Raw genomic sequence first — 14,012 nt, forward strand, 5'->3', positions numbered from 1 at the left:
CTCGCTGGACCCTGCTCCTCGCTGGACCCTGCTCCTCGCTGGACCCTGCTCCTCGCTGGACCCTGCCGCTCGCTGGACCAGCCGCTCGCTCGGCCAACCCTCACTTGACCAGCCCCTCACGGGACCTCCTTACGGGACCCCACTCCCCTCACGGAACCCCGACCCCCCTCACGGACGTGACCCTCCTCACGGGAGCCGGCCTCACACCCGGGACCCAACCCCCCTCACGGGGATCAGCCCTTCCACGCTGGACCAGCCACTCCCACTGGACCAGCCCTCCTCACTCGGTCGCCCTCACCGGACCAGCCCCACCCCCACCTCCCCCGGAAATTCGGGCCGTCGGCGAACATGAGGGAGTGACACCGGAGCCCAGGACAGCAGCAAGTGCACCCCGCATGACCGGACAGGCCACTCCCGCCACCCCCGTCCCACCCCGCGGTCAGGAGGCCGTGACGATGCACGTACACCCTGAGGAGCAGGCGTGAAGGTCCTGGTCGTCGATGACGAACCGCAGATCCTGCGGGCCCTGCGCATCAACCTGCACGCCCGCGACTACGAGGTGGCCACCGCCCCGGACGGCGCCACGGCGTTGCGCCGGGCCGCCGACTGGCACCCCGACCTGGTGCTGCTCGACCTGGGCCTGCCCGACATCGACGGCGTGGACGTCATCCACGGCCTGCGCGGCTGGACGAGCCTGCCGATCCTGGTGCTGTCGGGCCGCGCCGACAACCTGGACAAGATCGAAGCCCTGGACGCCGGGGCCGACGACTACGTGACCAAGCCGTTCGACCTGGAGGAGCTGTTCGCCCGCATCCGCGCGGTGACCCGCCGCACCGGCGCCCACGGGACGGAACCGGCCCAGGTGCGGATCGGCGACCACGTGGTGGACCTCGCGGGCAAGACCATCACCGGCGGCGTACGGCTGACCCCGACCGAATGGCACGTGCTGGAACTGCTGGCCCGTAACCCCGGCAAGCTTGTCAGCCAGCGGCAACTGCTCACCGAGGTCTGGGGCAGCAGCGCCGTCAAGGAATCGCACTACCTGCGCCAGTACATGGCCCAACTGCGCAAGAAGCTGGAACGCGACCCCGCCCACCCCGTACACCTAATCACCGAACCCGGCATGGGCTACCGCCTCAACCTCGACTAACCCCACCCCAACACCCCGCCCCCCCACCCGGCCACCCGCACCGCCGCAGCCACGGCATCCCGTCCCACCCGGCAGGCACCCTGCACCTCCCCGGACAGGGCCCTCGCCCCGACCAGCCGGGTGTCCCACCCACCCGGCAGGGCACCCGCCCGTGTCCGCCCCGGGACCTTGTACGCCCCACCCGGCAGCGCACCCCGCCCACGCCCGTCCCCGGAACCCGCCCACGCCCGTCCCCGGGACCCCGCACCGCCCCAGCCCGACCCCCCATCCCATCCGGCCAGGCACCTCAGCCCGGGAACCGCGCCCACTCTCCAGCCCAAGCGCCCATCCGACCCCAGCCCGCGCCACCCCGGCCAGGGCACCCTGCGCCGCCCGGTCCCGGAGGCCGCCTGACCGGGGCCGCTCCCGACTGAGACGGCCAGCTTCCCCACGGTGCGCCGCCCGGCCCGGCCCTCGCTGACTTCCCGTCTACCCGAGCGACGGAGCTCAGCGGCGGAGCTCGGTGCCCGGCTCAGCGGCTGACAGCTCGTTTGTACAGGCGGATGGACAGGGGGACGAAGATGGCCAGGATCAGCACCGACCACAGCAGCGAGGCCAGCACCGCGTGCTGGAGCGGCCAGGCGTCAGGCACGGGCATGGCCGCGTTCGTGTTGCCGAAGAGCTCGCGGGCGCCCTGGATGATGGTGGAGACCGGGTTCCACTCGGCGACGACCTGCAGCGGCCCGGGCAGGCGGGAGCTGTCCACGAAGGCGTTGGAGAGGAAGACCAGCGGCAGCGACACCATGGTGGCGATGTTGTTGAACGACTCGGGCGTACGCAGCGTCAGTGCCACCGCCACCGTCACCCACGAGAACGCGTACGAGAACAGCAGCAGCATCAGGAAGCCCAGCGCGGCCTCGTACGGCGCCGAGTGGATCCGCCACCCGACCAGCAGCCCGACCATGGCCATGACGGCGATGCTGGTCACGTTCATCAGCACGTCGCTGAGGGTCTGGCCGGCGAGGACCGCCGAGGGTGACATCGGCAGCGTGCGGAACCGGTCGAAGATGCCCTTCTGCAGGTCGAGCGTCAGCGTGTAGCCGGTGATCTGGGTGCTGGTGACGATCGCCTGGACGAAGATCCCGGGGATCATGTATTCGCGGTAGGACATGCCGGGCAGCTCGATCATGCTGCCGATCACGTACGCGAACAGCAGCACGAGCACGATCGGCAGCATGACGACGCCGCCGAGCAGGTCGGGGGCGCGCCGGATCTTGAGTGCGTTGCGCTTGGTGATGGTGAGGCCGTCGGCGACTGCCATCTGGGGGGAGTTCATCGGCTGGGTTCCTTCGTCGTCTCGTGCCCGGTGAGGGTGAGGAACACGTCGTCCAGCGTGGGACGGCGCAGACCGGCGTCACGTACGGCGACGCCTTCGGCGGCCAGCTTGGACAGGGCGTCGTTGAGCGACGCGGCGCCGCGGAACGCCGGGAGGGTCACCCGCAGCGCGGTGTCGTCGGTGACGGCGTGCGGGGCGAGCACGCGTGCGATGGTGGCGAGGTCGGCGGTGCTCGTCGCGGTGAGCTCGACCCGGTCGCCGCCGACCTGGTCCTTGAGCTCGTCGGCCGTGCCGAGGGCGATCACCCGGCCGTGGTCGACGACCGCGATGCGGTGGGCGAGCCGGTCGGCCTCCTCCATGTACTGGGTGGTGAGCAGGAGCGTGGTGCCGGCGGCAACCAGCTCAGCGATGACGTCCCAGAGACCGGCGCGGGCTCTGGGGTCGAGACCGGTGGTCGGCTCGTCGAGGAACAGCACCGGCGGGCTCGCCACCAGCGCCCCGGCGAGGTCGAGTCGGCGGCGCATGCCTCCCGAGTAGCCCTGCACGGGGCGGTCGGCGGCCTCGGTGAGGTCGAAGCGTTCGAGCAGCTCACGGGCGCGGGCTTTGCTGCGTTTCGTGCCGAGGTGGTAGAGCCTGCCGACCATCTCCAGGTTCTCGGCGCCGGTCAGATGGTCGTCGACGGCGGCGTACTGACCGGACGCGCCGATGTGGGACCGCAGCTTGTCGGCGTCACGCACCACATCGAACCCGGCGACCGACGCGCGGCCGGCGTCCGGTTTGAGCAGCGTGGTGAGGATGCGCACGGTCGTCGTCTTGCCTGCGCCGTTGGGGCCGAGCAGGCCCAGCACCGTGCCCTCGGGCACCGCCAGGTCCAGGCCGTCCAGGGCGGCCACGTCGCCGTACTTCTTGACCAGGCCTTCAGCCGTGATCGCGGGGGGCATGGGTCTTCTCCTTCCGGTCAGCGCGGCCCACCTCTGGGTCTGCTTTCTTGCAGTTAGCTGCGATTTCGGGCGCGCCACAGCCCCCGGCCCCGGCTTGACGCCTACCGGCACCCCTGTGTCGCCGAATTGGGAGGCCGCGGAGCTTGGAACCTTCGAGGCTCGGCCCCGCGAGGCTCGAAGTCGCGGCGCTGCGGTGAGCGGTGCCGGGGCGAGGGGTTAGGTGGGCGGGTGGGGCGGTCTCTGGTGGGAGCCGTGGGGGGTGCGGCATTGGGTTAGTGGGGGGTTGGGGTGGCTCGGCGGATGTGGATGTCGCCGTAGGCCGTGCGGGCGCGGAGTTCGGCGGTTTCGTCGGCCTGTCCGGGGCCGCTGGTGGGGGTGAGGCCGATGTGTGCGTTGCCGTAGTCGGTTCGGACGTCGAGGTAGGCGGCGGTGCCTGCGCGGATGCCGGCTTCGACGGCGCCCGAGGCGGTTTCCAGGCTGATCTGGCCACGCACCACTTCGCCGATGCGGACGTTGCCGGTGGCTGTCTTGGCGGCGACGTCCGAGAGGGCGCGGTCCACGGTGATGTCGCCGTGGGCGGTCTTCATCCGCAGGTCGCCGGCCACTTCGCCGAGGGTGATGTCGCCGTGTGCGGTCTTGATGGTGGCCGCGCCGTCGATCCGGTTGATGCGGATGCCACCGTTGTCGGCGGTGATGTCGGCGGGACCGGACCTGGCCACGGTGATGTCGCCGTTTCCGGCCTGGACCTGCAGTCTGCCGGTCTCGTCGAGCCAGACGTCGCCGTCGGCGCTCTGGAACCGGCAGTCGCCGAGGCGGCCCTCGCACCGGAGCTCGCCAGTGGTCTTGACCTCGGCGCGGGAGCCCGTCGGCAGCTCGATCTCCACGTCGATCGACTCGCCGCCCCACAGCAACCAGCGGAACGTGGCGGGCGGCGAGCGCACCAGGAGCCTGCCGCGGGAGTAGTCGATCTCGACCTGGTCGCTGGTGTCGTGGTGGGCGGGCCGGATGCGTACGACGGTGTCGGCGCGGTCGGTCGCGTGGATGCGGACGTCGGCCATGTGGAGGTCGACGGTGGCCAGGATCGGGGTGGGAGTGTCGAAAGTCGGCATGCTGGGTGGCCTCACGGATGGGGTGGTCGGATGGGACGGGCCGGCTAGCTCACCCAGCCGGTGTAGTGCCGGCCGCCCGGCGGATCGTCGGACCTGACCGCCTCGCCGGGCTCCAGCGCTGCGGAGATGGCGCGGACGAGCCAGGCGTTGACCGAGAGCCCGTCGTGGCCGGCCGCCTCCTCGATGCGCGACTTGAGGTGCTCGGGCACGCGCAGGGAGATCCGTGACGTGCCGCCCTCGTCGGCGTCGGGGACCGGGGCGCGTACGCCCATCGCAACCTCCACCGCGCCGGCGAGTGCGGAGCGCAGCGTGCTCTGCGGGGACGCGGGGGCAGGTGGGGTGTGCGCCGGTCGCACGACGAAGTCGGCGTCGCGCCCGCGCAGGCGTACGTCGACCGAACCCGGGGCGAGGTCGCGCGTGATCTCGCCCGCGGCGGTGGACAGCGCGTCGAGCAGGGTAAGCCGGACGGCTGATTCGAGCGGCGCGGTGAGTCGCTCGGCCAGCTCGCGGGCCTCGGGGCCGCCGGCCTCCGCGGCGACCGCCAGCTCTCTGCGGAGTTGGTCGACGAAGGGCGTGAGGTTCATGACGCCATGATGACGCCATGATGGCGTCAACGCAAGCGGGGTTGTGACATCATGAGGGCGTCATGGGGTCGGCGCGGGGTGGCGTCCGGCATTCGGGGAGGCCGGACCGGCCATGAGCACCGAGGAGTCGTTATGCGGCGGACCGGCTGGGCAGCGGGCGGTGAAGGCCTGAACAGGGGAGGACCATCGTGGGGGAACACACGCCAGAGCACGACCCTCGATCCCGCTTCGAGGACGAGGGCATCCCGGACCTCCAGGACGGCACGCCCGAGCAGCAGTGGGCGGTCGATCCACAGGAGGCGCCGCTGCCCGGGGACGAGCCGATCGCGATCGACGACTACGGCACCACGGTCGACGAGCAGATCCAGGGCGAGCCACTGGACAGCCGGCTGGAGCGGGAGGTGCCCGAGGACCAGCCGGTGTTCGGCGCGGACGAGCCACGGGGCCGCGATGGTGGCGGCGACGCCGGGACCGATCGGGTCACCGACGAGTCAGGGCTGGGTGTCGGCTCGGATCTCGACACCGACCGGGAGGCGGACAGCGGGGTCGAGGAGGGCTGGCCGGCGCAACCGGAGGAGCCGTCGGGCCAGGTGTGGGACGACCCACGGCGGGCCGGTCGGCTGGTCGCGCCCGACGAGGGGGCGCACGGTGACATCGAGTCCGACGAGGTGGCGCGGGAGGTCGGTCCTGACAGCGGCGGCTACTCGGCAGAGGAGTCGGCCATGCGGGTGGAGCCCGAGTAAGGGAGGTGGGCCACGTGTCCGACAAGAAGGACCGCGACAAGCGGCGCGAACAGGACAAGGGCACCACGTTCGATGCCGACCTGCACAACATGGGCGGCGACATCGGCCCGGCCTCGATCCGCGGCTCGAACGCGAACCCGGGCAAGCCAGGCGACGACGCCGAGCCTTCCAGCGGCTATGCCGAGCCCATGGGGTACGTGACCGGCCGCGACGACGAGTGGCCGGTGACGGCGGGCTCCGACGAGAAGGCGGTCGCGAGCCGTACGGACGAGGTCGAAGGCCACGTCGAGACGCTGGGGCCGAGCCCGCACCCGATGCCGCCCGACGCCGTGGAGCCGCAGGGTGAAGGCGGTGACCCCGGCTTCCGTGTGCAGGGGCCGGCGGACGAGGCCGAGCACGGCATGATCGACGAAGGCGAGGACGAGACCCCGGCCGCCGAGCCGGACGGCGGGCACGTGGGCGCTGCGGTCGACTGGGTGCCCTCGGACGAGGACGACCCCGACGCCGGCTCCGGGCGCACCGACGCCGACGACGGCGGCTACCTGCCCGGGGAAGGCACCGGCTACGTGGACCGACCATGACAGCCGACCGTTACGTGCCCGCTGGCTGGGAGGCCGTGCCGACCGCATGAGGGTTCTCACGCCACCTCGAACGGGCTGCCGGGAAGGGTGGGGCCGCCGACCGTACGGGAGAGGGGCGGGAGTGACCGTCTCGCGCCAGTCGAACGGACCGCCCGGGGCGGGTGGGGCGCCGACCGTACGAGGGGGTGAGAGTGGCCGTCTCGCGCCGCTCTCAGCAGGCCGCTCGAAGCGGGAACGCGCCACCTCGGGGACGGTTGACGCCGACCGACCGCAGTTGGACGGCGACCGAATGCGGCTGGACGCCGACGTACGCGGCTGGGTGCGACCGTACGGGGCTGGGCGTGAGGGGTTGGTGTTGCCGTTCGGGCTGCTCAGGAGCGGGGTGGGGTCAGGTGGGGCGCTGGGATTCCAGGCCGTTGAGGAGGGCTTCCAGGCCGAACTCGAAGGTCTGTACCGGGGCCGTCGCGTAGTCGGTGGGGGTGGGGGCTTCGACTCGGCTGCGTAGCCGGGGGAACTGTTTGGCGATCTCGGCGGCCTTGTCCAATGTCTCCTGGAAGGCCGCCGTGGCGTCGCCGCCGTCGCGGGCGAGGCGGCGGGTGAGGGACGCCTGCGCGGCCACGCCGAGCACGCAGCCGAGGACGAACGTGAAGACGGCGCCGGCCGCCCGGTCGGCGTGCGCGCCGGTGAAGCCGCCTTTCTCGTAGACGGCGAGGCTGCATTCGTCGTAGCGGGCCTTGCTCACCCCGTAGAACAGGTGTGACCCGAACGCCTGGACGAGCCACGGGTGCCGGCTGAGCATGTCGTGCAGGCCGGTGGCGAGCTCGGTGGCGGCGGCGCGCCAACCGACGGCGTCGACGTCGGGCAGCGCGATCTCGTCCCAGACGCGGTCGCCGACGAGCAGGATCAGGTTGTCCTTGCTCTGTACGTGCCAGTAGACGGCCGTGGCGGCGGAGCCGAGGCGTTTGCCGAGGTTGCGCATGTTGAGGCCGTCGAGGCCCTCCTCGTCCAGCAGTTCGATCGCGGTCTCGACGATCTGTTCCTTGGTCAGGGTGTCGCGCGGCATGCGGCCACGATACTGGACTTGCACTTAGTTCAAGTAGCCGGTTACAGTGCTCTTGCACTTAGTTCAAGTCCGACCCGAGGAGCCCCCGTGAACACCGTCATCGCCGTCAGCCAGCTGCTCGTCGCCGCCGCCTTCGTGAGCATCCCGATGGTCCGGCACCGCTACGGGGCCACCGCGATGGCCCGCGCGCAGGCCGAGCTCCAGCGCCAGGGCGTGCGCACCACCGTCCTCCACGAGAACGGCATGCGCTTCGACGCCGGCGGCCACGAGACCGCGGTTCCCGCCACGGTCGCCGCGATCATGGCGGTGGTGGCGGGGCTCAACCTGTTCGGCCACGCCTGGGCCCCGACGCTGACGTGGATCTTCCAGTCGCTCGTCCTCGTCGGCAACTGCGTCATCCTCTACAGCCAGCTCACGGCCGAGAAGTCGGTACGCGCGGCCTTCCAGCGCAAGGGTGACCCGATGCTGGCCAGGATCGACGTCGCCGCCCTGCTCAAGGCCGCCGAGGACGGCTTCCCCGCCTGGACGTGGACCCTGCAGAACGTCCGTCACGTCGTCGTGTTCGGCGCCTCGATCCTCGGCCTCATCCTGGTCGCCGTCTGAGCCGGCGACGCGATCAAGCGAACGATCCCGATCAAGTGAACGGCCCTGCGCAAGTGAACGGCCCTGCGCAAGTGAACGATCCAGAGCAAATGAACGACCCCGAGCAAGTGAATGATTCGATCGAGTGAGTGAGTGAGTCGTCATGCCGGTTTCCGTCGCTCTTGCAGCCACGCTGCAACTCCTGCTGGCCGCCACCTTCGTCGTCATACCGGTGGCCGCCTGGCGCACCGGCGGCCGGGCCCAGCGCGCGGCCGAGGCCGAGGTCGCCAGGCAGGGCCACGCGCCCGGCGTCCTGGCCCGGCACGGCATCAGGTTCGAGGAGCGGGCGCCGGAGCTCGCGCTCGCGCTGGGCATCGCCGTCGTGGTGACCGCCCTGGCCGGGCTCAACCTCGCGGGGGCGGGCCGCGTCCTGTCCTGGGTTCTCGAACCGGTCATCTTTCTCGCAGTCGGCTTCGTCACCGCGAGTCAGGTGTTCGCCGTCCGCTACACCGAGGCCGCGTTCGCGAAGTCGGCCGACCCCGGCGTGCGGGAGATCGACGCCCGTGCCGTGATCACCGCCGCGAGCGGAGGCTTTCCCTCCTGGCTCCGTCCGCTCGTCCTGGTGCGCTTCGGGCTGGCGACGCTGGGCTCGGTCCTCGTCATCATCCTGCTCTCCACCCCGTCGGCCGACGCGTACTTCTCCTGACGACTGACGACTGGCGACTGGCGACTGGCGACTGGCGATTGAGGCTGACGCCCGACGGCTGGCAAATGACGGCTGGCGACTGCGGTCGACAAACGACGGCTGGCAAATGACGGCTGGCGGCGCATACGGCATCCGACAGCGTTCCGCGACGGCCCGTACTTCTCCCGACACCCCCGTGCTTCTCCTGACGTGGTCTTTCCGCGTTGACCAGGTGACCGGGTGGACGATCCGGGTACGCGCTCAGAAGCCCCCACGAAACGGAACGCGGAGGACCGCACGATGCTCCTTGTCAACCGAGAGTGTGTACGGCGGCTGCTGGACGCGCCGGACCCCGACACGGTCCTGGTCTTCGTCCGGGGCGACTGCCTGGTCATGCCGGCGGCCCAGGTGGACGACACCCATCGCAGCCTGGTGATCGCCCGGCGGGCGGACGTGGCAGGGCTGCTGCCCGGCGACACGGTCACCGACGAGCAGCTCGACGAGGTGGCCACCCGGCTCGACAACGTCGCCAGGGACCTGGCCGGTTAACCCCGGCCAGGGTCAACCGCCGCGCGCGCAGCGGTGGCTCTCCCGCATCAGCGGCCACACGCGGCCGTCGCTGCCCTCGATCAGCTCCGACATGCGGTTGGGCACGTACGCGAAGGCCAGGCCGGTGTCCGGGTCGGCGAAGGCGAACGCGCCCGTCGCGCCGGCGTACCCGAAGGCGTTGGGCGCCCCGAACGGCGGCCACATCGGCCCGCCGGGCAGCATGAATCCGGCGCTGTAGGCCGTCTCCAGCCGCAGGACCAGGTCGCGCCCCCGAGCCTCGACCGCGCGGGCGCGGGCGACGGTCTCCGGGCGCAGCAGCCGGATGCCGTCCACCTCGCCGATCAGGGCCGCGTACAGTCTGGCCAGGCCGGCCGCGGTGCCGACGCCGCAGGCGGAGGGCACCTCGGCCCGATACAGGCGTGAGCCGCCGAGCAGTTCGGGGGTGAGGACCACGCTGCCGTAGGTGGCGCGGTGCAGCAGGGAGGCCGGCGAGCAGATCGCCCGGTTGAGCTCGTGGAGCTCGGGGTCGGCCCGGCCGTTGCGCACCTCGCCGGCCGTGGGGGCGACGACGCTCGCGAGCCGTCCCTCCTGGTGGGCGGGGATGCCGATGTGCAGGTCGAGGCCGAGCGGCGCGGCGATCTCCCGGGCGAACAGCCGTCCCACGGTGAGGCCGGTGACGCGGCGGACGACCTCGCTGACCAGCCAGCCCAGGGTGAGGCAGTGGTAGCCGTGGGCGCTGCCCGGCCGCCAGGCGGGTCTGGCGCAGGCGAGCGCGTCGGCGACCGGGCTTCCGCGTTCGATGTCGTCCAAGGTCAGCGGTGGGTCGATGACCACGACGCCGGAGCGGTGGCCCAGGATCCAGCGCAGCGGCATCCTGCCCTTGCCTTCGGCGGCGAACTCCGGCCAGTAGTCGGCCACCGGCGTGTCGAGGTCGAGGATCCCCCGGTCGACCAGCAGCAGGAGGGCCGCGACCGCCATCCCCTTGGTGGTCGAGGCCAGGAGCGCGAGCGTGTCCTGCCGCCACGGCCTGTCCTCGGCGGCCAGCCCGCCCCACAGGTCCACGACGGGCTCGCCGTGCTGGTAGACGCAGAGGGACGCGCCCAGTTCCCGCCCCTCGGCGAAGTTGTCCGCGAAGCGGTCCCGCACCGAGGTGAAGCGCGGGTGGCAGATCCCCCGGATACCGGCCACGGGCTCCGGCTACCCCGGTGACCTGCGGACAAACGACCGCTTACCTGGCACGTAATTGTGGCGCTTCCCTCCTGTCGCGGATTCTTGGGGCGACGACCGGAATCCGGGAGGACACCATGACCGCTTACGCCGTGGCGCATCTGAAGACGCCGAACCCCCACCCCGACGTGCTGGAGTACTTGGAGCGCATCCAGGCGACGCTCGACCCGTTCGGCGGGCGGTTCCTGGTGCACGGGGCGCAGGTGGAGGTGCGCGAGGGCGACTGGCCGGGGACGATCGTGATCATCGGCTTCCCTGACTTGGACGCCGCCAGGGGCTGGTACGACTCGCCCGCTTACCAGGACATCCTGCACCTGCGCACCGATCACATCGACGGCGCGGCGCTCCTGGTGGAGGGGGTCGGGCCGGACTACGACCCGGCGAAGACCGCGGCGGCGCTACGGCGGTAGCCATACCCGTATGCGCATACTTTGAGCGTTTCGCGCCTCCCGTTGCGTACCTCCAGACGGCAGATCCCGGTTATCTGGAGGTACGTCATGCCCCGCAGAGTCGCCCTGCTCGCCGCCCTCACGCTCACCCTGACGGCCGCCCCGGCCGCCGCGCAGGCCACGACCGCGCAGGTCACGACTGCGCGAACCACGGCCGCGCACGACCCGGGCCCGGTCCGGTGGTCCGCCACGGACTCCTGGCCGGAGCGCAGGACCGTGCTGCAGTACTGGACGCCGCAGCGCCTGCGCGCGGCGCGGCCGTTGTCGTCGCCCGAGCCGCGCCGCACCGCCCGCTCCGACCGGCCGACGCGCGGCAACCCGTGGGCGACGCGCGGCACCTCGTTCACCCGGTCGGCCGCCGAGCTGGCCAACAGCCCCGGCCTGCGGTGGACCGACGGCGGCGCCATCGTCCGCACCACCGGGCGCGTCTTCTTCACCACTGCGGAAGGCCAGAACTCCTCCTGCTCCGGCACCGCCGTGACCAGCGCGAACGAGAGCGTGGTGATGACCGCCGGGCACTGCGTCAAGCTGAACGGCGCCTTCCACCGCAACTGGGTGTTCGTCCCCGGCTTCGCCAACGGCCGCGCGCCGTTCGGCGCCTGGGTGGCGAGCCGCCTGCTGACCACCCAGCAGTGGAACGCCCGCGAGGACATCAACTTCGACGTGGCCGCCGCCGTGGTCGCGCCGTTGCAGGGCCGGACGCTGACCGACGTGGTGGGCGGCCAGGGCGTGGCGTTCAACCAGGCCAGACGGCAGCAGATGTTCTCCTACGGGTTCCCGGCGGCTGAGCCGTTCGACGGCTCGTCGCTGATCTTCTGCAGCGGCCGCGCGTTCGACGACAGCGTCATGACGCGGGACCTCGGGCTGCGCTGCCGCATGACCGGCGGTTCGAGCGGCGGCCCGTGGCTGCAGGGCTTCGACGACTCCACCGGCCTCGGCTGGGTGACCTCGGTCAACAGCTTCAAGTACGACTTCGCGCCCGACTTCATGTTCGGCCCGTTCTTCGGCAACGAGGCGATGGCCGTCTACCAGGAGGCCCAGCGGACCGACGCGACCTGAGCTCCGTTTTCCGGCTGCTGTACCGTGAACCGGCCGGAAGAGGGAGAAGCGGTGAGAACGAGGGCGCCGGCCCTGCTCGAAAGGTTCCAGCACCCCGCGCAGGTGATCGTGACCGGGTTCGCGGCGGTGGTGCTGCTGGGCACGGGCCTGCTGATGCTGCCTGTGGCCGCGGAGTCCGGGGAGTCGACGGACTGGGTGACGGCGCTGTTCACCGCCACGTCGGCGGCGTGCGTGACCGGGCTGGCCGTGGTCGACACGGCGTCGCACTGGTCGGCGTTCGGCGAAGTGGTGATCGCGCTGCTGGTCCAGGCCGGCGGGCTCGGGATCATGACGCTGGCCACGCTGTTCACGGTGCTGCTGTCCGGGCGGCTCGGGCTGCGGGCCCGGCTGTTCGCGCAGGCCGAGACGAAGACGCTGCGGATGACCGACGTGCGCACGGTGGTGCGCAAGGTGGTGCTGTTCAGCCTGGCCTGTGAGGCGGTCGTGGCGGTGGTGCTGACCGGCCGCTTCCTGATCGGCTACGGCGAGCCGTTCGGCAGGGCGGTCTACCTGGGCGTCTTCCACGCGGTGTCGTCGTTCAACAATGCCGGGTTCGCGCTGTGGGCCGACAACCTGATGGGGTTCGTCACCGATCCGTGGGTGAGCCTGACCATCGCGGTGTCGGTGATCGTGGGCGGGCTCGGCTTCCCGGTCTGGTTCGAGCTGCTGCGCGATTGGCGGCATCCCGGCCGGTGGTCGGTGCTGACCAGGATCACCGTGTGGGTGACCGTGATCCTGCTGGTCGGGGGCACGCTGGTGTTCCTGGCCACCGAGTGGCGCAACCCGCGCACGCTGGGCGGGCTGGACGATCCTGGCAAGGTGCTGGCCGCGTTCTTCGCCGCCGTGATGCCGCGCACCGCCGGGTTCAACAGCCTGGACGTCTCGGCCATGTACCCGTCGAGCTGGCTGGTCACCGACCTGCTGATGTTCGTCGGCGGCGGCAGCGCGGGCACGGCCGGCGGGATCAAGGTGACCACGTTCGGGCTGCTGGCGTTCGTCATCTGGGCGGAGATGCGCGGCGAGCACTCGGTGCACGTGGGCAACCGCCGGCTGCCGGAGTCGGTGCAGCGCCAGGCGGTCTCGATCAGCCTCATCGGCGTGGCGCTGGTGGCGGTCTCCACCTACGTGCTGCTGGTGCTGACCCCGTTCAGCCTGGACCGGGTGCTGTTCGAGGTCGTCTCGGCGTTCGGCACCACGGGGCTGTCCACGGGGATCACCGCGCAGGTCGGGGTGGCGGGGCAACTGCTGCTGGTGGTGCTCATGTTCGTCGGCAGGACCGGGCCGCTCACGCTCGGCTCGGCGCTGGCGCTCAAGGAGCACACCCGCCACTACCAGCTTCCGGACGAGAAGATGATCGTCGGCTGACGCCTCAGTGGTGGAAGGCGTGCACCACGGCGTGGCCCTTGCCCCGGCCGATGATCCACTTGTTGATCGGCGTGGTCACCAGGAACGCCACCAGCAGGGCCACGGCCAGCGCGCCCCAGAACAGCCCCGAGGCCAGCCCGGCGTCCATCGCGCCCGGGATGGCGACCATCACGCCGTTGTCCACGATCTCCATCACCAGGATCGACACTGTGTCGGCGGCCAGGGCCAGCTTGATGGCCTCTTTCCAGGAGAGACCGGCCCGGCGCAGCGGGATGAGGGTCAGAAGGTAGCCGAAGAAGAAGGCGAGCACGACGGCCAGCGCGATGGACGGGACGGTGTGCCAGCCGAGCGCGGTGGCGATCACCAGGCCGAGCACCTCGCCGATGGCGCATCCGGTGAGGCAGTGCAGGGTGGCCGAGGCCGCCATCCGCCAGGAGACCTTCCCCGGCCCACCATGCGCGTGCTCCCCGTGCTGCGCGTGCTGATCATGTCCGTGCTGACCATGTTGTGCATGATCGTGATGGTTGTGGTGGTTGTGGTGGCCGCCGTGCTCGGACATGCTGTTTGTACC

General features: G+C 71.3%; 16 protein-coding genes. 9 read left to right on the top strand and 7 right to left on the bottom strand.

Annotated elements, in window-relative coordinates; translation table 11 throughout:
- The first annotated feature begins 481 nt into the window (after positions 1-481).
- Positions 482-1,150, top strand: a complete 669-nt coding sequence (locus ACBI99_RS24855) for a response regulator (protein ID WP_219518127.1) — start codon at positions 482-484, stop codon at positions 1,148-1,150.
- 511 nt (positions 1,151-1,661) lie between these two features.
- On the opposite strand, the gene ACBI99_RS24860 is transcribed toward ACBI99_RS24855, so the two are convergent.
- The 4 genes from ACBI99_RS24860 to ACBI99_RS24875 form a co-directional block, all read right to left on the bottom strand.
- Positions 1,662-2,465 carry an ABC transporter permease gene (locus ACBI99_RS24860; protein WP_375073600.1) on the bottom strand — a complete coding sequence of 268 codons (804 nt, stop codon included), beginning with the start codon at positions 2,463-2,465 and terminating at the stop codon, positions 1,662-1,664.
- Positions 2,462-3,406, bottom strand: a complete 945-nt coding sequence (locus tag ACBI99_RS24865) for an ATP-binding cassette domain-containing protein (RefSeq protein WP_375073601.1) — start codon at positions 3,404-3,406, stop codon at positions 2,462-2,464. Before ACBI99_RS24865 ends, ACBI99_RS24860 begins: the two co-directional genes overlap by 4 nt.
- A gap of 272 nt (positions 3,407-3,678) precedes the next feature.
- The gene (locus tag ACBI99_RS24870) at positions 3,679-4,515 is read right to left on the bottom strand and encodes a DUF4097 family beta strand repeat-containing protein (RefSeq protein WP_357583377.1); all 837 of its coding nucleotides are present in this window, start codon (positions 4,513-4,515) and stop codon (positions 3,679-3,681) included.
- Positions 4,516-4,559: 44 nt separating this feature from the next.
- The gene (locus ACBI99_RS24875) at positions 4,560-5,099 is read right to left on the bottom strand and encodes a toxin-antitoxin system HicB family antitoxin (protein WP_219518061.1); all 540 of its coding nucleotides are present in this window, start codon (positions 5,097-5,099) and stop codon (positions 4,560-4,562) included.
- A gap of 188 nt (positions 5,100-5,287) precedes the next feature.
- Between ACBI99_RS24875 and ACBI99_RS24880 the strand changes: the two genes are divergently transcribed.
- Both ACBI99_RS24880 and ACBI99_RS24885 read left to right on the top strand, forming a co-directional pair.
- On the top strand, positions 5,288-5,842 hold the full coding sequence (locus ACBI99_RS24880) for a DUF5709 domain-containing protein (RefSeq protein WP_219518060.1): 555 nt from the start codon (positions 5,288-5,290) through the stop codon (positions 5,840-5,842).
- 14 nt (positions 5,843-5,856) lie between these two features.
- On the top strand, positions 5,857-6,423 hold the full coding sequence (locus tag ACBI99_RS24885) for a hypothetical protein (RefSeq protein WP_357583375.1): 567 nt from the start codon (positions 5,857-5,859) through the stop codon (positions 6,421-6,423).
- Positions 6,424-6,811: 388 nt separating this feature from the next.
- On the opposite strand, the gene ACBI99_RS24890 is transcribed toward ACBI99_RS24885, so the two are convergent.
- Entirely contained in the window at positions 6,812-7,486 is a 675-nt protein-coding gene (locus tag ACBI99_RS24890) for a TetR/AcrR family transcriptional regulator (protein WP_364171620.1), read from the bottom strand.
- Positions 7,487-7,573: 87 nt separating this feature from the next.
- On the opposite strand from ACBI99_RS24890, the gene ACBI99_RS24895 reads away from it, so the two are divergent.
- The 3 genes from ACBI99_RS24895 (at position 7,574) to ACBI99_RS24905 (ending at position 9,302) form a co-directional block, all read left to right on the top strand.
- Positions 7,574-8,089, top strand: a complete 516-nt coding sequence (locus tag ACBI99_RS24895; RefSeq protein WP_375073602.1) for a hypothetical protein — start codon at positions 7,574-7,576, stop codon at positions 8,087-8,089.
- A 142-nt stretch (positions 8,090-8,231) separates the two neighbouring features.
- Positions 8,232-8,774 carry a hypothetical protein gene (locus ACBI99_RS24900; RefSeq protein ID WP_375073603.1) on the top strand — a complete coding sequence of 181 codons (543 nt, stop codon included), beginning with the start codon at positions 8,232-8,234 and terminating at the stop codon, positions 8,772-8,774.
- Positions 8,775-9,053: 279 nt separating this feature from the next.
- The gene (locus tag ACBI99_RS24905) at positions 9,054-9,302 is read left to right on the top strand and encodes a hypothetical protein (protein WP_219518054.1); all 249 of its coding nucleotides are present in this window, start codon (positions 9,054-9,056) and stop codon (positions 9,300-9,302) included.
- 12 nt (positions 9,303-9,314) lie between these two features.
- Here the strand turns inward: ACBI99_RS24905 and ACBI99_RS24910 are convergent, their stop codons facing one another.
- Complete coding sequence (locus ACBI99_RS24910) at positions 9,315-10,490, bottom strand: serine hydrolase domain-containing protein (protein WP_375073604.1); 1,176 nt, start codon at positions 10,488-10,490, stop codon at positions 9,315-9,317.
- A gap of 116 nt (positions 10,491-10,606) precedes the next feature.
- Here ACBI99_RS24910 and ACBI99_RS24915 point away from each other — a divergent pair, with 116 nt between their 5' ends.
- The 3 genes from ACBI99_RS24915 to ACBI99_RS24925 all read left to right on the top strand — a co-directional run bounded on the left by ACBI99_RS24915 (position 10,607) and on the right by ACBI99_RS24925 (position 13,441).
- Positions 10,607-10,939: a DUF1330 domain-containing protein gene (locus ACBI99_RS24915; protein WP_375073605.1), complete on the top strand. Its 333-nt coding sequence runs from the start codon at positions 10,607-10,609 to the stop codon at positions 10,937-10,939.
- 87 nt (positions 10,940-11,026) lie between these two features.
- The gene (locus ACBI99_RS24920) at positions 11,027-12,037 is read left to right on the top strand and encodes a serine protease (protein ID WP_219518049.1); all 1,011 of its coding nucleotides are present in this window, start codon (positions 11,027-11,029) and stop codon (positions 12,035-12,037) included.
- A 51-nt stretch (positions 12,038-12,088) separates the two neighbouring features.
- On the top strand, positions 12,089-13,441 hold the full coding sequence (locus tag ACBI99_RS24925; protein WP_219518048.1) for a TrkH family potassium uptake protein: 1,353 nt from the start codon (positions 12,089-12,091) through the stop codon (positions 13,439-13,441).
- A gap of 4 nt (positions 13,442-13,445) precedes the next feature.
- Here the strand turns inward: ACBI99_RS24925 and ACBI99_RS24930 are convergent, their stop codons facing one another.
- Positions 13,446-14,000: a DUF4396 domain-containing protein gene (locus ACBI99_RS24930; RefSeq protein ID WP_219518047.1), complete on the bottom strand. Its 555-nt coding sequence runs from the start codon at positions 13,998-14,000 to the stop codon at positions 13,446-13,448.
- Between the last annotated feature and the right edge of the window lie 12 nt (positions 14,001-14,012).

The sequence above is a fragment of the Nonomuraea sp. ATR24 genome (assembly GCF_041950485.1).
In the GTDB taxonomy this organism is placed as follows: domain Bacteria; phylum Actinomycetota; class Actinomycetes; order Streptosporangiales; family Streptosporangiaceae; genus Nonomuraea; species Nonomuraea ceibae.